This window comes from Micrococcus sp. FDAARGOS_333, assembly GCF_002206575.2.
GTDB lineage: Bacteria > Actinomycetota > Actinomycetes > Actinomycetales > Micrococcaceae > Micrococcus > Micrococcus lylae.
Genome location: NZ_NJFJ02000001.1, coordinates 36,224 through 55,103 on the forward strand (window position 1 = coordinate 36,224; position 18,880 = coordinate 55,103).

The 18,880-nt window shown below is 67.7% G+C and carries 18 protein-coding genes, 3 pseudogenes and 2 other annotated features; of the genes and pseudogenes, 13 read left to right on the forward strand and 8 right to left on the reverse strand.

Going from position 1 to position 18,880, the window contains the following annotated elements; translation table 11 throughout:
- Window positions 1–16: 16 nt before the first annotated feature.
- The 3 genes from CEQ11_RS00170 to CEQ11_RS00180 are packed head-to-tail and all read right to left on the reverse strand — an operon-like array spanning window position 17 to window position 3,149.
- Window positions 17–1,231 (reverse strand): acetyl-CoA acetyltransferase, encoded by a 1,215-nt coding sequence (locus tag CEQ11_RS00170; RefSeq protein ID WP_088477320.1) that lies wholly within the window; start codon window positions 1,229–1,231, stop codon window positions 17–19.
- On the reverse strand, window positions 1,228–2,511 hold the full coding sequence (locus CEQ11_RS00175) for an AMP-binding protein (protein WP_088477321.1): 1,284 nt from the start codon (window positions 2,509–2,511) through the stop codon (window positions 1,228–1,230). Before CEQ11_RS00175 ends, CEQ11_RS00170 begins: the two co-directional genes overlap by 4 nt.
- Window positions 2,508–3,149, reverse strand: coding sequence for a biotin transporter BioY (locus CEQ11_RS00180; RefSeq protein WP_088477322.1), 642 nt, complete (start codon window positions 3,147–3,149; stop codon window positions 2,508–2,510). Before CEQ11_RS00180 ends, CEQ11_RS00175 begins: the two co-directional genes overlap by 4 nt.
- A 345-nt stretch (window positions 3,150–3,494) precedes the next feature.
- Between CEQ11_RS00180 and CEQ11_RS00185 the strand changes: the two genes are divergently transcribed.
- From CEQ11_RS00185 to CEQ11_RS00200, 4 genes are all read left to right on the forward strand, one after another.
- Window positions 3,495–3,974, forward strand: coding sequence for an AAA family ATPase (locus tag CEQ11_RS00185; RefSeq protein WP_088477323.1), 480 nt, complete (start codon window positions 3,495–3,497; stop codon window positions 3,972–3,974).
- Window positions 3,975–4,077: 103 nt separating this feature from the next.
- A complete protein-coding gene (locus tag CEQ11_RS13395) occupies window positions 4,078–4,539 on the forward strand; it encodes a GNAT family N-acetyltransferase (protein WP_153052694.1) in 462 nt (153 codons plus the stop codon).
- A complete protein-coding gene (locus tag CEQ11_RS00195; RefSeq protein WP_088477325.1) occupies window positions 4,536–5,069 on the forward strand; it encodes a GNAT family N-acetyltransferase in 534 nt (177 codons plus the stop codon). Before CEQ11_RS13395 ends, CEQ11_RS00195 begins: the two co-directional genes overlap by 4 nt.
- A complete protein-coding gene (locus CEQ11_RS00200) occupies window positions 5,066–5,683 on the forward strand; it encodes a bifunctional 2-polyprenyl-6-hydroxyphenol methylase/3-demethylubiquinol 3-O-methyltransferase UbiG (protein WP_227718644.1) in 618 nt (205 codons plus the stop codon). The genes CEQ11_RS00195 and CEQ11_RS00200 overlap by 4 nt, the downstream gene beginning before the upstream one ends.
- 375 nt (window positions 5,684–6,058) lie before the next feature.
- On the opposite strand, the gene CEQ11_RS00205 is transcribed toward CEQ11_RS00200, so the two are convergent.
- Entirely contained in the window at window positions 6,059–6,307 is a 249-nt protein-coding gene (locus CEQ11_RS00205; RefSeq protein WP_193762950.1) for a ParA family protein, read from the reverse strand.
- 152 nt (window positions 6,308–6,459) lie between these two features.
- Here CEQ11_RS00205 and CEQ11_RS00210 point away from each other — a divergent pair.
- Window positions 6,460–6,816: pseudogene (locus CEQ11_RS00210) on the forward strand (zinc-binding dehydrogenase); the annotation flags it as partial.
- Between the two features lie 194 nt (window positions 6,817–7,010).
- Here CEQ11_RS00210 and CEQ11_RS00215 read toward each other — a convergent pair.
- Window positions 7,011–8,117 (reverse strand): GAF domain-containing protein, encoded by a 1,107-nt coding sequence (locus CEQ11_RS00215; protein WP_127913424.1) that lies wholly within the window; start codon window positions 8,115–8,117, stop codon window positions 7,011–7,013.
- Window positions 8,118–8,159: 42 nt separating this feature from the next.
- Window positions 8,160–8,411: pseudogene (locus CEQ11_RS13400) on the reverse strand (IS3 family transposase); the annotation flags it as partial.
- Between the two features lie 100 nt (window positions 8,412–8,511).
- Here CEQ11_RS13400 and CEQ11_RS00230 point away from each other — a divergent pair.
- The 4 genes and pseudogenes from CEQ11_RS00230 to CEQ11_RS00245 all read left to right on the forward strand — a co-directional run.
- On the forward strand, window positions 8,512–8,832 hold the full coding sequence (locus tag CEQ11_RS00230; RefSeq protein WP_088477330.1) for a transposase: 321 nt from the start codon (window positions 8,512–8,514) through the stop codon (window positions 8,830–8,832).
- Window positions 8,790–8,893: a sequence feature (AL1L pseudoknot), on the forward strand. Its footprint overlaps the gene before it by 43 nt.
- Window positions 8,829–9,536 (forward strand): IS3 family transposase, encoded by a 708-nt coding sequence (locus tag CEQ11_RS00235; protein WP_088477331.1) that lies wholly within the window; start codon window positions 8,829–8,831, stop codon window positions 9,534–9,536. It overlaps the preceding feature by 65 nt. The genes CEQ11_RS00230 and CEQ11_RS00235 overlap by 4 nt, the downstream gene beginning before the upstream one ends.
- 205 nt (window positions 9,537–9,741) lie before the next feature.
- Entirely contained in the window at window positions 9,742–10,944 is a 1,203-nt protein-coding gene (locus CEQ11_RS00240) for an IS30 family transposase (protein WP_102957538.1), read from the forward strand.
- A gap of 4 nt (window positions 10,945–10,948) precedes the next feature.
- Window positions 10,949–11,251 (forward strand): annotated as a pseudogene (locus CEQ11_RS00245) (integrase core domain-containing protein); the annotation flags it as partial.
- A gap of 24 nt (window positions 11,252–11,275) precedes the next feature.
- Here CEQ11_RS00245 and CEQ11_RS00250 read toward each other — a convergent pair.
- Together CEQ11_RS00250 and CEQ11_RS00255 are read right to left on the reverse strand one after the other, a co-directional pair.
- Window positions 11,276–11,908 (reverse strand): IS3 family transposase, encoded by a 633-nt coding sequence (locus tag CEQ11_RS00250; protein ID WP_088477334.1) that lies wholly within the window; start codon window positions 11,906–11,908, stop codon window positions 11,276–11,278.
- Window positions 11,822–11,950 (reverse strand) — a sequence feature (AL1L pseudoknot). Its footprint overlaps the gene before it by 87 nt.
- A complete protein-coding gene (locus tag CEQ11_RS00255; RefSeq protein WP_006943480.1) occupies window positions 11,911–12,228 on the reverse strand; it encodes a transposase in 318 nt (105 codons plus the stop codon). It overlaps the preceding feature by 40 nt.
- A gap of 160 nt (window positions 12,229–12,388) precedes the next feature.
- On the opposite strand from CEQ11_RS00255, the gene CEQ11_RS00260 reads away from it, so the two are divergent.
- The 4 genes from CEQ11_RS00260 to CEQ11_RS00275 all read left to right on the forward strand — a co-directional run bounded on the left by CEQ11_RS00260 (window position 12,389) and on the right by CEQ11_RS00275 (window position 18,845).
- Window positions 12,389–14,197, forward strand: coding sequence for an NAD(P)/FAD-dependent oxidoreductase (locus tag CEQ11_RS00260; protein ID WP_088477335.1), 1,809 nt, complete (start codon window positions 12,389–12,391; stop codon window positions 14,195–14,197).
- 255 nt (window positions 14,198–14,452) lie between these two features.
- A protein-coding gene (locus tag CEQ11_RS00265) for an IS3 family transposase (RefSeq protein ID WP_088477336.1) occupies window positions 14,453–15,618 on the forward strand; the annotation gives its coding sequence in 2 pieces (ribosomal slippage) (window positions 14,453–14,737 and window positions 14,740–15,618; 1,164 coding nt in all).
- A 49-nt stretch (window positions 15,619–15,667) separates the two neighbouring features.
- Window positions 15,668–16,177 (forward strand): zinc-ribbon domain-containing protein, encoded by a 510-nt coding sequence (locus tag CEQ11_RS13405; protein WP_088477337.1) that lies wholly within the window; start codon window positions 15,668–15,670, stop codon window positions 16,175–16,177.
- A gap of 2,029 nt (window positions 16,178–18,206) precedes the next feature.
- Window positions 18,207–18,845, forward strand: a complete 639-nt coding sequence (locus tag CEQ11_RS00275) for a DUF664 domain-containing protein (protein WP_088477338.1) — start codon at window positions 18,207–18,209, stop codon at window positions 18,843–18,845.
- The last annotated feature ends 35 nt before the right edge of the window (window positions 18,846–18,880 follow it).

An 18,880-nucleotide genomic window follows, 5' to 3' on the forward strand; every position in this document is an offset into this window, starting at 1 on the left:
CCACAGCCCTGCCATGTCAGCTCACCTCCAGTGTCATCGCGATCCCCATTCCCCCGGCCACCGCGGCCGTGACCAGCGCCCGTGCCCCGGGCGGCTGCTCCTGGAGCCGCTGCACCGCCTGCAGGACGGCCACGACCCCGGAGGCGCCCCACGGATGGCCCCATGCGAGGGCGCCGCCGCGGGCGTTCACCCGTGGGTCCACGTCCTCGTCCCCGGATCCTCCGGGACGGGCCAGGCCCACCGCGTCCAACACGGCGAGCGCCTGCACAGCGTAGGCCTCGACCACCTCCACGACGGCGATCCTGCCGTCGTGCCCCACGGTGTCCCCGGAGGCGGAGAGCACCTGCTCGATCGCCGCCACCGGCGCCAGCCCGGGCAGCGCCGGGTCAGAGCCGGTCAGGGCCGCCGCCACGATCCGGCACGGCCGCGGCAGCGTGGCCGATTCAGCACAGGCCGCCCCGGGGACGGCGTCGGGCACCGCGCCGTCGGCCTCGCCCACCTCGGCGCTCGGAGTCGGCGTCTCGACCGAGCACTCCACGCGCACCGCCGCCGCGCCGTCGGCGATCCGGGCGGCTGTCCCACCGGTGACCGCGAACACCGGGTCCGCCTCGGCGAACACGGCCGGGAAGCGGGAGAGGTGAGCGGCGCCGAGCCGGCGGGGACCGTCGTCGTGGGCCGGACGGTGGGCCGCCGCGGCCAGGGCGAGCCGGTGCGAGCGGGCGGCGAACGCCTCCTGACGTGCACGGGTGATGCCCTGGGCGGCGGCGAGGCGGTCCGCGGCGGCGGTGAGATCCGGGTCCTCCCACCCGGACGGGACCATGGGCGCCTGCGTGTAGGGCACGCCGGCGATTCGGCGTTCCGGAGCGGTGGACGGAGACTCCACGCCCGCCGCCACGCACGCTCGCCCCGTCAGCGCGGCATGCTGGGCCGCCTGCACCACGGCGGCGATCCCGGAGCCGCACTGGGCGTCCACGGTCCAGCCGGGCACCGCGGTGCCCAGCCCTGCGCCCAGCGCCGCGATCCGGCCCAGGTTCCCGCCCGGCCCCGTGCAGTTGCCCACGACGACGGCGCCCACCTCCGCCCCGGGCGTCACCGTGCGCTCGGGCCCGACGACGGCGCGGACCGCCTGCGCGGCCAGCGTGGCGGCGTCGAGGTCGGCCTGCGCACGGGAGCGCCCCGTCACAGGGGTGCGGGCGGCGGCGGTGATCCAGAGCCCGGCGGGGAGCATCATGCGGGTACCTCCGGTGCAGGTGGGCGGAGGCGGCGGACCTTCCCGGTGCCGGTGCGCTCCAGTCGGTCCACAGCATGCCAGGCGCGCGGCCGGGACGCTGCCGGCAGGTGCTCGGCCGCGGCCCGTCGCAGGGCCGCCACGGCGGCGTCCGGGTCAGTGCCGGGGACGGTCTCGACCCAGGCGACAACGCGCTGTCCTAACCGCGGAGCGGGTTCGCCCAGCACGAGGGCGGCGGTGCACCAGGGCCGGCCGGTCTCGTCCCGGGCACCGGTGAGGATCTGCTCCACCTCGGAGGGGACCACAGTGGCGCCGCCGGTCTGGATCGCGTCGTCCAGGCGGCCGCCCAGGTGCAGGACTCCCCCGCAGTCCAGGCGGGCACGGTCCCCGGTGCGCAGCCAGCCCTCGGCCGTGAAGCGCGGGGAGCCGTCCGCCAGGACCGAGTCGTCCGGCAGCGCCAGCTGGTCCGAGCGCACGTGCAGCATCCCGTCCACCACCCTGACCTCGACGCCCGGCAGGGGTCGCAGTCCAGTGCCGTCCATGTCCACGGCCACGTAGCTGGTCTCGGCCGAGCCGTAGTAGTGGACCACGCGCACTCCCAGGTCCACGGCGCGCTCGCACAGGCCGGCCGGGAGCCGGTCTCCACCCACCGCCGCCACCCGCACGGTGGCGGCGGACCGGTCCGGGAGCTCCTCGAGCAGGTCCAGCGCGTCGACCAGGTGGGAGGGCGTGCCGGCGAGCGCGCAGGCGGAGGTGCCGGAGCCGTCGTCGGGAAGCAGGTCACGGGCCCGGAGGCGGGCCCGGCCGGGCACGCGCAGCGGCACCCCGGCGAACGCGCAGAAGGAGGCCACGTTCACGGCCATGGAGGACACCGGGTGCGCCGCCAGCAGCAGGGCTTCGTGCCGGTCGAGGCCGAGCCACCGCGCCACCTGCCGGTGCCCGGCCTCCCAGGACGCGTCTGTCCGCAGGACGACGCGCGGGCTCCCGGTGGAGCCGGAGGTGAAGGCGGCCCAGGCGGCTTGCTCGGCGAGGTCCGGGTGTCGCGCGGCGAGGGCGTCCAGGGCCGCGGCGGCGTGCGCGGTTTGGGCCTCCCAGAGGCGGGCGGACCAGCGGTCGTCGCCGACGAGGGGGACCAGGCCGCGGGCCCGTGCCTGCACGGCGGCGGAGAGCACCGCGGCGTGGTCCGCCAGGGCGGTGCCGTCGAGGCCGGGTCCGCCACGGCGGAGCGGGGCGAGCCGAGCGGAGGCCGCCGCCGTCCGCGGGCGCGGGGCGGGAGAGGTCACCGGAAGGCGCGCGGGTAGGCCTTCCACAGGCCGACCACGAGGACCACGGCCACGATCGCCTTGATCAGGTCACCCGGCACGAAGACGCCCATGCTGAGCAGCGCGGCGCCGAACTCCATGCCGCCGACGGTCACGAAGCCGAGGATGCCTCCGGCGTAGACCACGGCGATGCCGCCGATCAGCGCGGCCACCGAGGCGGCCACGGCGATGCGGCCGGCGGGCAGGCCGCGGCGGACCCGGGCGGTCAGGGCCCAGAAGATCAGGCCGACCACGGCGGCGGCGATCGGCCAGACGAGGACGAAGCCCACCGAGGGGCCCGCAAAGACGCCGAGCCCGCCACGGCCGCCGGTCAGCAGCGGCAGGCCAAGGGCGACCAGGCCCACAAAGAGCAGCTGCGAGGCGGCTCCGCGCCACGGGCCGAGGATGAGGCCGGCGAAGATGACCACGATGTTCTGCAGGACGATCGGGGCGGGGACGCCGGCCACCACGATGGGCGGGACCATGCCGAGCACCGCCATGAGGGCGGTCATGACGGCGATGCGTGCCAAGTCTCGGGCCGGCGAGGCGCTGCGGGGGCGACGGGCATCGCGGGAGTCACGGGCGCCGTGGCCGGCGCGGGTGTCTAGGGTGCTGCTCATGGGCGGTCTCCTGGGCGAGCGCGGCGGGGCCGCGGCGAGTTATTGAACAGTGTTCAAGCATAGCCGCACTGAACGGTGTTCATGACGGTCCGGCACCGGGCATGTTCTTGGCACGGGCTGCGGGCTGGAATACCCGCCTCGCCTCCCCGTTGCCACGGATGACGGCGCCTCACCCCCGTGCCTGATCGCGCCTGTGTGCCGGGCCGGTGTCGAGATGCAGTGAAGATTTCAGAAACGCGCAAATATGTTTCATACGCCAGGAAGCGCCTGAACGCTTGACGCTCTGTAGACCCGGGTGTCATTGACGAACTCCCGGAACCGCACATAGAACTGGAGATTCACTGAATGCTCGTCATGCTCCGAGGCAACGCGGCCTCCGGCAAGACCACCGTCGCCCGTCTGCTCCAATCCCAGTTGGACGGTCCGGTCGCCGTGCTCAGCCAGGACCACTTCCGACGGGATGTGTACGCCGAGCGGGAGCAGGAGAGCCTCGCCCATGCGGACCTGCTCGAGGCGGCCGCGCGCCACTGCCTGGCCCGGGGCCATCACGTGATCCTGGACGGAATCTTCCACGCCGGCCGCTACGGGCCAATGCTCCAACGGATCGCCGCCGCCAGCGACGACGCCCGCTTCTACGCCTTCGACCTCACCTTCGCGGAGACCGTCCGCCGCCACGCAACACGCCCCAAGGCCGGCGACTTCAGCGCCGAGGAGATGGCCAGCTGGCACCACGGCTGGCAGCCCCTCGACTTCGTGGCCGAGCACCGCATCACGGCTGCAGAGACCCCGGAGGAGGTCGTGGAGCGCATCCTGCTCCACGCGTAGATCCCCTCGGCATGACCACGCAGCCGCAGCATCGCACCGCCCCACTGGCGGGTGTGGTGATTCGTCCCGCACGTCCTGGGATGGCCCCGCCCTGGTGGTCATCATGGCAACCCGTGGCGGCACACCGTCAGACAACGCTCCAGCCGCTCACTGGCTGCTCGACCGGGCCCCCGTCCTAGTTGTGGCCGAGGCCGCCCTGCTCCAGGGGACCGAGGTCGTGGGCTGGCCTGGCGCCACCCGGACCCCTCTGCATCCTGGAGGCCCAGCGCAGTGGCTCACTGCCGGGCTCACCGTGGATCCCGCCTTTCGCCACCGAGGCATCGGTCACCGTCTGCTGCAGGCTGTGATCGAGGCCGTCGGAGCGCTCCACGGAGACACCCTCCACAGCGTCATGAATGCCCGCAATGCACCATCGCTCGCGTTGCACCGCTCGCTCGGCTTCACGGCCCTGGAGACCGGTCCGTGCTCCCCCAGCATCGAGTTCGACGGCGGCGTCGGCGTCCTTCTGATGCGGCCCAAGGGCTCCTCTGCCTCGCCGCGTTGGGTCTCTACACTCCGACCATGACCATCCATCTGCGTCCCGCCGTTCCCGCAGACGCCCCGACTCTCGCGGCCCTGGCCGTGTCGCAGCGCGAGCATCTGGCCCCGTGGGAGCCGGAACGTCAGGCCCGTTGGTTCACGGAGGCCGGCCAACGCGAGACCCTCGAGCAGGCAGACCGTGACCGCGCCGCGGACCGCTCCTACGCGTACCTCATCACCGACGAGGTGGGCTCGATCTTCGGTCGTCTCACCCTGGCCAGCGTGGTCCGCGGGGCCGGCCAGTTCTGCTCGATCGGCTACTGGGTCGCCCGCGAGGCGACGGGCCGCGGCGTGGCGACCGCCGCCGTCGGGCAGGCCCTGGAGGTCGCCTTCGGCGAGCTCGGACTACACCGCGTGCAGGCTGAGATCCTGCACCACAACCATGCGTCGCGTCGGGTGCTGCAGCGCCACGGGTTCGAGCGTTACGGCCTGGCCCCGCAGTACCTGAAGATCGCCGGTCGCTGGCAGGACCACGAGCTCTGGCAGGTCCTCGCGCCGGCGGAGGGGCAGCGGTGACCCCTGACGACGCCGCCCGGGAAGGACTTTCCACCAGCTCGGCCGCCTATGGCGCCCGCGCGGACGAGTACACGGAGCTGCTGGGGACCATGGACGCCGTGGCCGAGGACGACAGGCTCCTGGTCGAAGCCTGGGCCGACCGGGTGGATGGGGTTCTGGCCGACGTCGGCTGCGGGCCGGCCCACTGGACCGCGCACCTGGCCTCGCGGGGCCATGAGGTGACGGGCATCGAGCCGGTCGAAGAGTTCGTGACCCACGCACACCGCACCCACCCGGAGGTACGCGTGGAGCCGGGCTCGTTCCAGACCCTGCCCGTAGCCGCCTTCAACGGGATCCTGGGCTGGTACTCAATCATCCACACGCCGCCGGTGGAGATGCCTGCCCTCCTGGAGCGCGCGCACCAGGCACTGCGCCCTGGCGGGTCACTGCTGCTGGGCTTCTTCGCGTCAAACCAGGTGGAGGCCTTCGACCACGCCGTCACCACGGCGTGGCACTGGCCGGTCGATGGGCTCTCCCGCCTGTTGATCACGGCGGGATTCACCGTGCTCGACTGTGGCACACGGCAGGACGCCGGCGTACGCCGCCACGGATGGATCGAGTCCAACCGGAGCTGAGTCGTCTGACACTCTCCGCCCCAGAGCCCTCCAAGGAACAGTAGGGCGTGGGCGACCCGGTCCCAGGGGCTGGATTGGGTGGCGCGCAGGAGGGGGTAGGCGTCGGCGGTGGCGCGTTCGGGGGCGACGGCATCGAGGATGGGAACGTCCCATTCGGTCTGTTCGGCCCGCACTGCGGGCAGGACGTGGAGGTCGGATCTGGTGGGGCGGAAGGGCAGGACGGTGCAGGCGATGCCGGGGCTGCGGTAGCTCAGGGTGTTGTTGGCGTCGTGCATGTCCATGCGGTTGAGCCCGGGGGATCAGGGCGAGGTCGAGGGGGTAGCGGGTGGCGGTGCGACTCCCTGTTCTCCGGCCCTAGTGTCGATGAGGACGACATCAGTGGACCGGTTCGCGGTCGGCATGAGGCGGGGGGGCGAACCGATGCCCGGGTAGCGCGTAGGGGGCGGTTTTCCCGGCCAGGGCCAGCCCGTGGGGGAGAACGTCGGGGTCGAGGTAGGCGGTGGTGTCGTGGAAGGGGTCGGCGTTCCAGACTTCGATGGTCAGGCCTGTTCGGGCCAGGGCTGTGGCGAGGTGGGTGGTGACGGTGGTGCGTCCGACGCCGCCTTTGGCGTTGGTCAAGGCCACCAGGCGGGGCACGCTAGCGGGGGAGGGGCGTGCCACGATGGCACGCCTGGACGGACGGCAGGACGAGGCGCCCCCTGGAGGATCGGGGCGTGGCGGGGGATCTCACGTGAGCCTGTGGATGCCCGTCACGGTAGCTACCGAAACTTACCGGCGGCCGCGGCGCCGATGTGGCCTTCGAATGCATCAGCGTGCAGGTTGTGCTCGACACTCTCATGGTCGCGGTGCGGCCCACCGAGGTGCTGGTTGTGGTTTCGATTTGGGGCATGCGGGCGGACTTCGACATCCACAAACTGGTGATGAAGGAGATCGATCTGCGCCGCACTATCGCATACGTCAATTCTCGCCCGGCGACCATTGAGATGGAGGAGACCGGAAAGATGGATCTGGCACCGCTTATCACCGACAGGATCGGTCTGGACGGGGTGGTGGAGGAGGGCTTCGAAACCCTGATTCACCGTAACGAGACGGCCGTGAAGATCCCCGTCTCACCGTCGGGCAAGGACGTCTGACCTGCAGTTGGCGGCCACGGGTTGCTCTTCCTCTGCAACCTCGTCCGGAAAGGATTGTCGGCTCGGTGCCGATGAGCCGGTCGACCCAGTTGCAGCGGGCGGTTTGTCTGCCAGGGGCTAATTGTCCCGGTGATCACGAGGGAAGCTTTCCGTGGTCCTGGCCCTGAAGGGAAGGCGTATCGAGAGGGCGGGGACTATCTCAGTAAGTTTGCTTGGCCCATCTCCGTGTGGGACCAGCGAACGTCCATGCGGGGGTCACCGCTGCGGCGTACAGCATCGGTGGTGACCCGGTCCAGTTCGCCCCGCCACTGCTCGATGGCCAGTAGATCCGAGGACCGCAGCAACGGTTGCCGGTAGATACACAGCGCCCGCTCCAGCTCGCCCTGTTCCAGGGCAGCCCGCAGGCGTGCCACGTCACTGGTCACTCGGGTGGGGTCGTCGAACCGGTAGGGAGTTGCGGCGATAACCGGCCCGAGGCGGCGCCGGACTCGGTGGATCTCCGTGCGGACCGAACTCGGCGTGCCGTGTTCACCATAGAGCTCATAAGCCATCTCCTCCGCACTCCACCCGCGTTCGCGCAAGCTGAGCAGAGCCAGGATCTCCGCGGTACGGGTCGGCAGAGCGAACCAGTCTCCGCCATCGACGCGGGCGGCAGCTGGCTCGGCGAGAAGGCGCAGCTCCAAGTGTGGGGTGCCCGCCGCACCGATGTGTGCGGGGCGCTGACTCTCTGGGGGCGAAAGGAGTGCTTCGACCATGCGGGCGGCCGAGCGCACCAACCACCTCGTGTCGGGCGTGGCGCTGCCTCGCGGCCCAGACAGGTCGATGACCCCAAGAGTCTCCCCAGTAATGGGGTGGTGCACCGGGGCGGAGGTGCAGTCCCAAGCGCTGTGGGACAGCGCAAAGTGCTCTGCCCCGCGCAGTTCCTCCGCGACCCCACTCCGGAGTGCCTGGGCGATGGCATTGGTGCCCACATCGTGCTCGTCCCATCCAGCGCCCTCCACGAAGCCGAGACCGTCGGCACGGCGCAACGCTGCGCGGCCACCGTGTCGCCACAGCACGGTGCCGTCGGGTCCGGTGAGGACAGCCACCCGGGGCTCAGTCGAGTCCTGATGAACGCCCAAGGCGTCCGCGACGGCCTCGACGTGTCCGCCCAGGAGGGAGAGCTGGCGCAGGTGCCTGACCTCGTGGTCGGGGAGCACTTGGGGTGGGCCCGTCAGATCCCGAGAGAGGCCTCGGTTAGTGCACCGTTCCCACGCGGTGCGGACCCGCTCGGGTGCCTCCGTTGATTGCTTGTTGTTCACTGCACTCCTCCGTGCTCAACACCCTGAATCGCCCCGGGTTTGTTAGAGGCTCGTAAGTGCCGTCCCGGCGGGCGCCGGCACGGGGTTCTCATGATGGTAGACGTCCTCGAACTCGACCGGAAGGACCAGCCTGATCTCGCCGTGCACACGACGATGGTTGAACCAGTCGATGTACTCCGCGACCGCGATCTCCAGGTCCTCGATGGACTTGAATGGCCCCTTGTTCCGGATCAGCTCCGCCTTGAACAGCGAGTTGAACGCCTCCGCGAGGGCATTGTCATACGAGTCCCCCGTCGAGCCGACTGAGGCGACTGCGCCGGCCTGGGCGAGCCGCTGGGTGTATTGAAGCGCCCTGGGTTTCGTTCCGACCTACTTCCTCAAGGAGGATCGGATCATGCCCCAGAAGTACACCCCCGAGTTCAAGGCAAGAGCCCTGAAGCTCATCGAAGAACGCGTCCGCGCCGAGCAGTGCTCCGCCTGGGTCGCCTGCACCGCCGTTGGCGAAGCCCTCGGCGGGATCTCCCCACACACCCTGCGGAACTGGTGGAAGCAAGACCGCATCGATCACGGCGAAGCCCCAGGGCTCAGCACCGCTGAAGCCGAGGAGATCAAGAAGCTGCGCCGGGAGAACCTCGAGCTGCGCCGCGCGAACGAGATCCTGCGCAAAGCCTCAGCTTTTTTCGCAGCGGAGCTCGACCGCCCCACGACGAGATGATCGCGTTCATCGACGAACACCGCGATCAGTTCGGGGTCGAGGCCATCTGCCGCACCCTTCGTGCGACGGAATGTGGGTTCATCACCTCCCGCGGCTACCGCGCCGCGAAGACACGACCCAGGTCTTCGAGAACGCTGCGGGACGAGATCCTCGTGGAGGAACTCCGCCGGGTCCACGCGGAGAACTACTCGGTCTACGGGGTGAGAAAGATGCATCAGGCGGTCGTGCGTGCCGGCTGGGTGATCGGCCGGGACCAGGTCGTCCGACTGATGAAGCTCGCCGGCATGGAAGGGGTGCGGCGCGGACGTAAGCCGATCACCACGAGGCCGACAGGCGAGCCGGATGCCCGCCCAGATCTGGTCGAGCGCCGCTTCACCGCGGAAGGCCCGCACCAGCTCTGGGTCGCAGACATCACCTACGTGCGCACGATCTCGGGGTTCTGCTACGTCGCTTTCATCACCGACGTGTACTCCCGGCGGATCGTGGGATGGGCGGTCTCGGCCAGCCTTCATACCGCGGGGCTGCCGTTGCTCGCCCTGGAGCACGCCCTCGTGAGCACCGGTGCAAGCCGTGGCCCCCAAGGCCTGGTGCACCACTCGGATCGCGGCAGCCAGGGTGGATTCAATCGGTCGTCGCAACACCCTCTCGGAATCACTGGAGGTATGGGCGATGGCAAGCAAGGACTGGGCGAGGAAGATCAGTGACGTGCCCGAGGGGACACGTCGGCAGTGGAGAGCGGATCGGGCTTTGCGGGCCCCGATGCGCTCTCCTGGCAGGCCGCAGCCCTCACGGGAGGTCCAACGCCAGTTCTGGCGTGTGATCGCCACCGGTGTCACCACGGTCGAGGCATCCCTGACTGTGGGCGTGTCCTGGCCCGTCGGGGCGCGCTGGTTCCGTCACGCTGGCGGGATGACCCCGCTGTCCTTAGCCGAGCCCACCGGCCGGTATCTGTCCTTCGCTGAGCGTGAGGAGCTCGCGATCCTCCATGCCCAGGGCCAGGGGGTCCGTCAGATCGCACGCACGCTGGGACGTGATCCCGGCACGATCAGCCGTGAGCTGCGCCGTAACTGCGCCACTCGTTCCGGGAAGCAGGAGTACCGGGCCACGGTGGCGCAGTGGAAGGCCCAGGAAGCTGCCAGGCGGCCCAAGCCGGCGAAGCTGGCCACGAACCAGCGACTGCACGACTACGTCCAGGCACGCCTGAACGGGGTGGTCCTGGGCCCCGATGGCGTGGCCGTGCCGGGACCGGTCGGGCCCGGTTTCAAGGGGCGGAAGATGAAACCGCGCCGGGCGGACCGGCGGTGGTCCACGGCGTGGAGCCCTGAGCAGATCAGCCACCGGCTGCGCCTGGAGTTCCCGGATGATGTGTCCATGCGGATCTCTCATGAAGCGATCTATCAGTCCCTGTTCATCCAGGGGCGTGGGGCGCTCAAGCGTGAACTCGTCGCGTGCCTGCGTACCGGGCGGGCTCTGCGCGAGCCGCGGGCACGTACCCGGAACAAGCCCCAGGGCCACGTCACCGAGGACGTGGTGTTCAGCAAGCGCCCACCCGAGGCCGCTGATCGTGCTGTGCCCGGGCACTGGGAAGGGGACCTGATCATCGGGACCGAGCGTTCAGCGATCGGGACTCTGGCCGAGCGCAAGAGCCGGGCCACGATCCTGGTCCACTTGCCCCGCCTGGAGGGATGGGGTGAGCGGTCGCCGGTGAAGAACGGGCCGTCGCTGGGTGGGTACGGGGCTGAGGCGATGACCGCGGCCCTGATCAAGGCGATGGCGACGGTGCCGGAGCAGCTGCGTCAGAGCTTGACGTGGGATCGGGGCAAGGAGCTGGCCGGGCATGTCCAGTTCACGATGGCCACGGGCACGAAGGTGTTCTTCGCTGACCCCCACTCGCCGTGGCAGCGGCCGACGAACGAGAACACGAACGGGGTGCTGCGGCAGTACTTCCCCAAGGGCACGGACCTGTCGAGATGGTCGGCCGAGGACCTCGCAGCAGTCGCGTACACGCTGAACAACAGGCCCAGGAAGGTCCTGGACTGGAAGACTCCCGCGGAGGTCTTCGCCGAGCAGCTACGCTCGCTCTCAACGCACGGTGTTGCAACGACCGGTTGAACCCGCCCAGTACGTCAGCTTGGCGTACTCGGACGCGCTCATCACCGCCGGGGTGACGGCTTCGGTAGGCACCGTGGGCGACTCCTACGACAACGCCCTGGCCGAGACCGTGAACGGGCTCTACAAGGCCGAACTCATCCACTCCAAGCGGATCTGGGAGTCCGTGCAGGCGGTCGAGCTGGCCACCATGGGGTGGGTGCACTGGTGGAACACCACCCGCCTCCATGAGGCCCTGGACTACCGCACGCCCACCGAGGTCGAGGCGGCCTACACTCACCACCAGGACTCAGCGCCCGTTGCGTCCTGACCTCGGAACAAAACCCAGGGCGCTTCAGTATCGCACGGCGACGTACTGGACTCCTTTATCGCTGTGATGCCGTAGCCCGGCCACGTCTTGGCCTGCGCGCTGACGCGTCCAGAACGCCATCTCCAACGCGTCCAGGGCCAGGTCCGTGCGCAGCGACTTCGACAGCTGCCAGCCCAGCACCCGTCGGGAGAACACGTCGATGATGAACGCGGCGTACACCCATCCGCTGAAAGTGCGGCAGTAGGTGATGTCAGCGACCCACAGCTGGTTCGGAGCCGCCGCGGTGAAGTCTCGCTGGACCAGGTCTTGACGCTCATCCGGGCCGCGGCCTGGGACCGTGGTCCTCGGTCCCTTCGCGCGGCTGATCCCGCGCAGGCCTGCGGCTCGCATGAGCCGCTCCACCGTGCACCTGGCCACCTGCAGGCCCTCCCTCCGCAGTTGCGCGTGGACCTTCCGGGCCCCGTAGACCCCGTAGTTGGCCTCATGCACCCGCCGGATTTCCACGAGCACCTGCTCATCGCGCAGGCTGCGCACTGAAGGAGGGCGCGTCTTGGCCGCGTAGTACGTGCTCGGTGCGATCTGTGTGCCTGTCGCGGACAGCGTGGCGCAGATCGGCTCGACACCGAACTCGTGCTTGTGTTCGTCGATGTAGTCCACGATCAGCGCTGTGGGCGGTCGAGCTCCGCCGCGAAGAAAGCCGACGCCGAGCGCAGGATCGCGTTCGCCCGCCGTAGTTCACGGTTCTCCTTCTCCAGCTCGGCCACCCGGGCGGCTTCGCTGGTCGTGATTCCGGGGCGGTGGCCGTGGTCGATCTCGGCTTGGCGGACCCAGTTGCGCAGCGTCTCGGGATTGATCCCGAGCTGTTCTCCTACGCGGCGGAATGCTCCGGTCCTCGTGGCGGGGTCTTGACGGGCTTCCAGCGTCATCCGCGTGGCGCGTTCGCGGAGCTCGTCGGGGTACTTCCGTGGTGCGGGCATGCTCTGCATCCTTCCGTTGGATCAGAGCCTCCACCAGACCCGGAGCGATTCACCCGGTCCACGATGCAACGTTGGGGAAACCCCCACCACGCCACAGTGGTGACAGGCATCACATCGGACCCTATGTCACCGGATGCCCGAGGCACATCGAGGAGGAACCATGACCGACACTGAGACCGCCAGCGAGGTCGGAACGGACGCCGCCCGGCTCTGGCTGGACGCTCTGGACGAGGCGCTCACGGCTAGGAACGCGGACGCAGCCGCGCAGTTGTTCGAAAAGGAGGGCTTCTGGCGGGACTTCCTGGCCTTCACCTGGAACCTGAAGACCCTGGAGGGGCGCGACCGGATCCATCAGATGCTCGCCCAGACGCTGCCACACGTCCGGCCCTCCGGGTGGGAGGTTGAAGGCGAGCCCACCGAGGCGGACGGGGTGACGGAGTGCTGGGTGCGCTTCGAGACGTCGGCCGGAAGCGGGTGGGGCTATCTCAGGCTGCGCGACGGTAAAGCGTGGACTCTGCTGACCACGCTGCAGGACCTGCGCGGCTTCGAGGAACAGAAGGGGCCTCGCCGGGCCCGCGGGGTGGTCCACGAGATCACCCGGGAGCGCACCACCTGGCTGGAGCGGCGTCGGGCGCGGGAGGAAGCTCTTGGGCGGACTGAGCAGCCGTACTGCCTGGTCGTCGGTGGTGGGCAGGGTGGGATCGGCTTGGCCGCTAGGCTGCAGCGTCTTGGTGTCCCTACGATCGTGGTGGATAAGCAGGAGAAGGCTGGGGACGCCTGGCGCAACCGTTACAAATCCCTGCACCTGCATGACCCGGTCTGGTATGACCACATGCCCTACCTGCCGTTTCCGGACGACTGGCCGGTGTTTCCTGCCAAGGACAAGGTAGCTGACTGGCTGATGCATTACGCGGACATCATGGAGCTGAACTACTGGGCGAGGACTGAGTGCCGGTCGGCTGAGTGGGACGAGCGGTCCGGGACTTGGACCGTTGTGGTCGATCGCGACGGCGAGGAGGTCGTGCTGCATCCCACCCAGCTGGTGTTCGCGCTGGGTGTCTCGGGGTACCCGAGAATCCCTGACTTCCCCGGGGCCGACGTCTTCCGGGGCGCGCAGCACCACTCTTCTGCCCACGCCGGCGGTGATGACTGGGAGGGGAAGCGGGCTGTGGTGATCGGCTCCAATAACTCCGCCCACGACATTTGCGCGGACCTTTGGGAGCACGGGGCCGAGGTCACCATGGTCCAGCGCTCCTCGACCCACATTTCTCGTAGCGAGTCGCTCATGGACCTGGTCCTGAAACCCCTCTACTCGGAGGAGGCGCTGGAGGCCGGTATCACCACGGAGAAAGCGGACATGTTGTTCGCGTCCTGGCCGTACCGGGTTCTGCCGGATATCCAGCGGCCCGCGTTCGAGGCGATGGCCCGCAGGGACGAGGACTTCTATGCAGCACTGGAGTCTGCTGGGTTCGACCTCGACTTCGGGGAGGACGGTTCCGGACTGTTCTTGAAGTATTTGCGCCGGGGTTCCGGGTACTACATCGACGTGGGCGCCTCGCAGCTGATCATCGACGGGCGGGTCCGGTTGGCTACTGGCCAGGTTGACCGGTTCACGGACGACGCGGTGGTGCTCGAGGACGGGACAGAGTTGCCGGCCGACCTGGTCGTCTACGCCACCGGCTACGGGTCCATGAACGAGTGGCTGGCTGATCTGATCTCCCCGGAGGTCGCCGATCGGGTGGGCAAGTGCTGGGGCTACGGTTCGAACACCACCCGCGACCCAGGCCCCTGGGAAGGCGAACTACGGAATATGTGGAAGCCCACCAACGTGGAGAACCTATGGATCCACGGTGGGAACCTGCACCAGAGTAGGCACTATTCGAAGTATCTCGCCTTGCAGCTCAAGGCCCGGATGGAGGGCTTGCCCACCCCCGTGTTTGAGCTTGAGGAGTCTCACCACTCTCGGTGACTTTGGCGTTGCACGGATGGGTGGCGCGCCGAGACAGTATTACTGTTTCGGCGCGCCGTTCTTCCGTGCATGGCTCAGTGGTAGACAAGTCCTCCGTCGATAAGCGGCGGCTGGCCTGTCCTGGAGTCGGGAATCAGGCCTGGCGAGGAGGGACGCGAACGGGGCCACGTCCGCCGGGGTCTGAGCCGGGACTGCCGCACGAATAGGTGACACCTGATCTGGCTTGCCCGCAGGGCGGCCTGGAAGGATGTTGCTGTGCCTGCCCCCTATCCCCAAGAGTTCCGTGACGACGTCGTGCGCGTGGCCCGCAGCCGCGAAGAGGGTGTGACGCTCGCGCAGATCGCCAAGGACTTTGGCATCCATGAGATGACCCTGTCGAAGTGGATGCGCCAGGCCGACGTCGAGGACGGCGCGAAGCCTGGGACAACCAAAGCCGAGTCGGCCGAGAACCGTGAGCTGAAGAAGCGGATCCGCCTGCTCGAGCAGGAGAACGAGGTCCTACGACGGGCGGCGGCCTACCTGTCCCAGGCGAACCTGCCGGGAAAAGGCTCTACCCGCTCGTGAAGGAGCTCGCCGCCGTCGGGATCCCCGTCGCGGTGACGTGCCGGGTGCTCAAGCTCTCCCGCCAGCCCTACTACCGCTGGCTGGCGGACCCTGTCACCGACGCCGAGCTGGCCGAGGCGTACCGGGCGAACGCGTTGTTCGACGCCCATCAGGACGATCCGGAGTTCGGCTACCGCTTCCTGGTCGATGAGGCCAAGGAAGCCGGCGAGGTGATGTGTGAGCGCAGCGCGTGGCGGATCTGCCGGGACAACGGCTGGTGGTCGGTGTTCGGGAAGAAGCGCGGCAAGAACGGGAAGAAGCCGGGTCCGCCGGTGCACGATGACCTGGTGGAGCGGGACTTCACTGCTGGCGGTTCAAACCAGCTGTGGTTGACCGACGTCACCGAGCACAGGACCGCCGAGGGCAAGCTCTACATGTGCGCGATCAAAGACGTCTTCTCCGGGCGGATCGTCGGCTACTCCATCGACTCGCGAATGAAAGCCCGGCTGGCCGTCCAGGCACTGCAGAACGCCGTTGCTCGGCGCGGGGATGTGGCCGGTTGCATCGTTCATTCGGACCGCGGGTCGCAATTTCGATCCCGGAAATTCTTCCATGCCCTCAACCGGCACGGCTTGGTCGGCTCGATGGGCAAAGTGGGTGCGGCCGGGGACAACGCCGCCATGGAGAGCTTCTTCGCCCTGCTGCAGAAGAACGTCCTCGACAGGCGGTCCTGGACGACCCGGGATGAGCTACGGATCGCGATCGCCACCTGGACCGAGCGCACCTATCACCGGCGCCGTCGACAAGCCCGTCTCGGGCGGTTGACCCCCATCGAGTACGAGACCATGATGAAGCCCGCCGTGACCCTCCCGGCATAAGACCCCACCTGTCACCTATCGGTGCGGCAGTCCCATCACCCACCAGGTGATGCGACCGAAGCCGGCTTTCTCCGCCCCACCGCCTCGCCCGAAGCCTGGGCGCTCCCTGGCGGAGCGGAGCCCCGGCATCGCGGCTGAATGGCACCCATCTAAGAACGGGGACGGGACTGCGGCGGACGTGGCGAATGCGCGCAACGCGTCGGCGTGGTGGCTGTGCAGTCTCTGCGGGGCGGAGTGGGAAGCTGTCGTCGCGCAGCGAACGCGACGACAGACCATTGGCTGCCCTGATTGCGGGAGAGTCCGCGCCGGAGCTGAGCGATCCCGCCCCCAGCCTGGCTTGTCCCTGGCCGACCTCTACCCCGACGTGGCCGCGCAGTGGCACCCGAGCCGCAATGCCCCGCTGACGCCTCACGAGGTCAGGCCCGGTTCACACAAGCGGGTGTGGTGGAAGAACTCCGCAGGGGAGGAGTGGGAATCAACGGTCTACAACCGCACATCCAAATGTCTGTCGTCCGAGTTCTACGGCGGCGTGGGCCCGGGCTCCCCCAACTCAGCGTGACACATCGACCCGCCCACTCTTCGAAACTCTGGAGGCGGAACGGGCGCACTCACTTTTCACACCTCAGGACCCTTCCCCGGATGTCGAAATTTCCCACCACATGTCGCATGAGATCATGGCCGCCTCCCGAAATTCGCGAAACAGGAGATTTCATTAGCACCTTCAATCACCATCCAGGAGCCCCATCACCCATCCCACCGCCGCACCACGTCTTCGCACCTCAACGCTATTCACCAATACTGGACAATCAGGTCTTCTTAGCGATATAATTAAATAGTTAGAGGATGATCGCACGCCAAACGGTCAAATTTAGACTACAGGAGATAGTATGGGAAATAGAAAACCTTTAGTAGGGGGAGCAAAAAAAAGCCTCGTTAACCTTACCACCCCGGAGATCGATGTAATCAGAAATTTCATGGGCGACATTCAGTCTGCCACATCTGGGTACTACGCCGAGTCTCGTCGAGGCGGAGATCTCGGGGTATGGGTGCGCCGATTTCTTAGTGCCACGCAGGCACTTAATGAGATATTGCAGCTGCAGATTAGCAATAAAGGAACCTACAGAGACATACTCGCCACTGGCTCTCATCCGAATTCCGACATTATTGACGCAGTAAAATTCGCCCGAAATGTATCGCAGCACACTCTTCACATAGTTAGACCAAGTGACCACGTTACCCTCGTGGGCGGCCTTCACGGAATGCGGGCGTACGCAGTTTGGGATACCATTCCCTCAGAAATTGTGTCGCAGCTTCGACCCAACACAAGAACCCTTGAATCGACGTATCGAGCACACCTCGAGGGACAAGAGGTCGCGAGCACCATGCTTACCGTTCTAAGATTCTTTGCAGAAGTTAATTCCGCAATTATACATCGTGACGAGAACGGGGAATGGTCCGGATTTCCGCTTCAGGATCAACCTGGCGTCTCACTTCCTCTTCACCCCGAAGAACCTTTGTGCCACGCGGGGCGCGGAGAGTGGCTGAACGGCCGCTTGCCGAACGGAGATTGTCGATTGGTTCTTGGGCAGACGACCGTCGATGGAACAGCCTACTTGTTTGGTCAAACTTTTCTCGGAAAGGCCTCGTTTGCACCGTTCGTAGAGTCCCTTCAGCAGACAAGGGACGACATCTCTCGCGGATTCCAATACTTCACGGGAGACATAGCCTCCCGTTTGAGCACCTTGCCCGAGTGTCGCCATCTCCCCGGGGCGGAAGGGGCCCTCTTTATTGATAAGGACCCCCGCGAGTGGGGGGCGCGCTGCCTAAGCATCGACCTCCGAACGGATTGGGCCGCCCCGGGTATTGAAATAGAAGAGTGGCGAAGAGCGGTTGCCCTAGAAACTAATACCGCCCTGCCGCCAGACACTCGGTATTTAGTCAGGCGTGCGCGACGCCTAAATGCCACCGTTCCCATTGAGTGGAGATCTTTCTAAAATCACCCTGATGACGGATTTGACATTGGATAATCTGGTAGAATCAATTCATAGACCAGCAACCCGCGTCCGACGCCCCCATTGCCCAATCAATCGCAGTGACCTCTTGACTGGGAAAACCATGACGTTCTTCGTGAGCTGGAGCCGGAATAGCGAACGCACCCCGCCCAGGGCACCTCGCGCGTGAGATCGGGCGCATGGTCCCGGGGCGATCGACGATCTCTATCGAGAATGAGTCACCCAGGGCGCGCGCGTCGTCGAGGAACCACACGACGACACCTATGGTCACACCTTCATGGTTGCCGACCCTTACGGCAACCTCATCCGCACCGGCCCCGGCGACTGACCCAGGGTGAGCCCTCACCCGCGGCGGCGAGTTCACGCTCGACGCCACGGGTGAACCGCGCAATCGTCGCCATCGGGCGGAGTAATGTGAGCCGCTGGTAGAACCAGGGCCTAGATTTCGCACACTCCGCTGAATGGCCTGCTCTGCGAAGAGTTCACCGCCTGTCGTGTGAAATCCTCAGTGCATCTCTACAGCCGGGGCCGTGCACGCCCGCGCCGTGACTCTCAACCTCTCCAAGGAGAACTCGGATGGATGTCGACCTGTTGGTGATCGGCTGGGGCAAGGCGGGCAAGACCCTCGCCGGCCTTGCCGCCGCGCAGGGCCAGAGCGTGGCCCTCGTGGAGCGCTCCCCGAAGATGTACGGCGGCACGTGCATCAACATCGGCTGCGTGCCCACCAAGGACCTGGTCGTCTCGGCCGAGCGGCGCCGCCCGGACGAGGACCCGGCGGAGGCCTTCCGTGCGGCGGTCGTCGAGCGGGACGAGCTGATCGGCAAGCTCAACGCCGCCAACCACGCCATGCTCGAGCGCCCCGAGGTCACCCTCGTGGACGGCACCGCCCGCTTCGTGGGCCCGCGCACCGTGGCCGTGGAGACCACCGAGGGCGAGCAGCGCATCACCGGCGCCACCGTGGTCATCGGCACCGAGGGCCGGGTGCCCTGGTGGCCGGCGGACAAGACGACCGTCACGCTGGCCCAGGTGATGTCCCACGTGGCCCTGGACGAGGCAAGGCACGCCGGCCACGCGGACATCCTGTGCGAGCAGATCGACGGGCAGGTCGGCCTGCGCGGACCGGGGAACAACCTGCCCGGCTGGGACGCGGGCCGGTGGGAGGAGTACGTCCAGAGGATCGAGCGGATCGCGGCCGGGCGGCACGGCGCCGAGTGATCCCCTCATCCGCAGCCTGAGTCCCAGAGCGGGAC

What these genes read in the sequence shown, in the direction of transcription:
- CEQ11_RS00255 (WP_006943480.1), bottom strand. Translation starts at nt 12,228, where the DNA reads ATGCCCGCACCACGGAAGTACCCCGACGAGCTCCGCGAACGCGCCACG.
- CEQ11_RS00170 (WP_088477320.1), bottom strand. Translation starts at nt 1,231, where the DNA reads ATGATGCTCCCCGCCGGGCTCTGGATCACCGCCGCCGCCCGCACCCCT.
- CEQ11_RS13405 (WP_088477337.1), top strand. Translation starts at nt 15,668, where the DNA reads ATGCGACCGAAGCCGGCTTTCTCCGCCCCACCGCCTCGCCCGAAGCCT.
- CEQ11_RS00185 (WP_088477323.1), top strand. Translation starts at nt 3,495, where the DNA reads ATGCTCGTCATGCTCCGAGGCAACGCGGCCTCCGGCAAGACCACCGTC.
- CEQ11_RS00235 (WP_088477331.1), top strand. Translation starts at nt 8,829, where the DNA reads ATGATCGCGTTCATCGACGAACACCGCGATCAGTTCGGGGTCGAGGCC.
- CEQ11_RS00180 (WP_088477322.1), bottom strand. Translation starts at nt 3,149, where the DNA reads ATGAGCAGCACCCTAGACACCCGCGCCGGCCACGGCGCCCGTGACTCC.
- CEQ11_RS00260 (WP_088477335.1), top strand. Translation starts at nt 12,389, where the DNA reads ATGACCGACACTGAGACCGCCAGCGAGGTCGGAACGGACGCCGCCCGG.
- CEQ11_RS00240 (WP_102957538.1), top strand. Translation starts at nt 9,742, where the DNA reads ATGACCCCGCTGTCCTTAGCCGAGCCCACCGGCCGGTATCTGTCCTTC.
- CEQ11_RS00275 (WP_088477338.1), top strand. Translation starts at nt 18,207, where the DNA reads ATGGATGTCGACCTGTTGGTGATCGGCTGGGGCAAGGCGGGCAAGACC.
- CEQ11_RS00195 (WP_088477325.1), top strand. Translation starts at nt 4,536, where the DNA reads ATGACCATCCATCTGCGTCCCGCCGTTCCCGCAGACGCCCCGACTCTC.
- CEQ11_RS13395 (WP_153052694.1), top strand. Translation starts at nt 4,078, where the DNA reads ATGGCAACCCGTGGCGGCACACCGTCAGACAACGCTCCAGCCGCTCAC.
- CEQ11_RS00230 (WP_088477330.1), top strand. Translation starts at nt 8,512, where the DNA reads ATGCCCCAGAAGTACACCCCCGAGTTCAAGGCAAGAGCCCTGAAGCTC.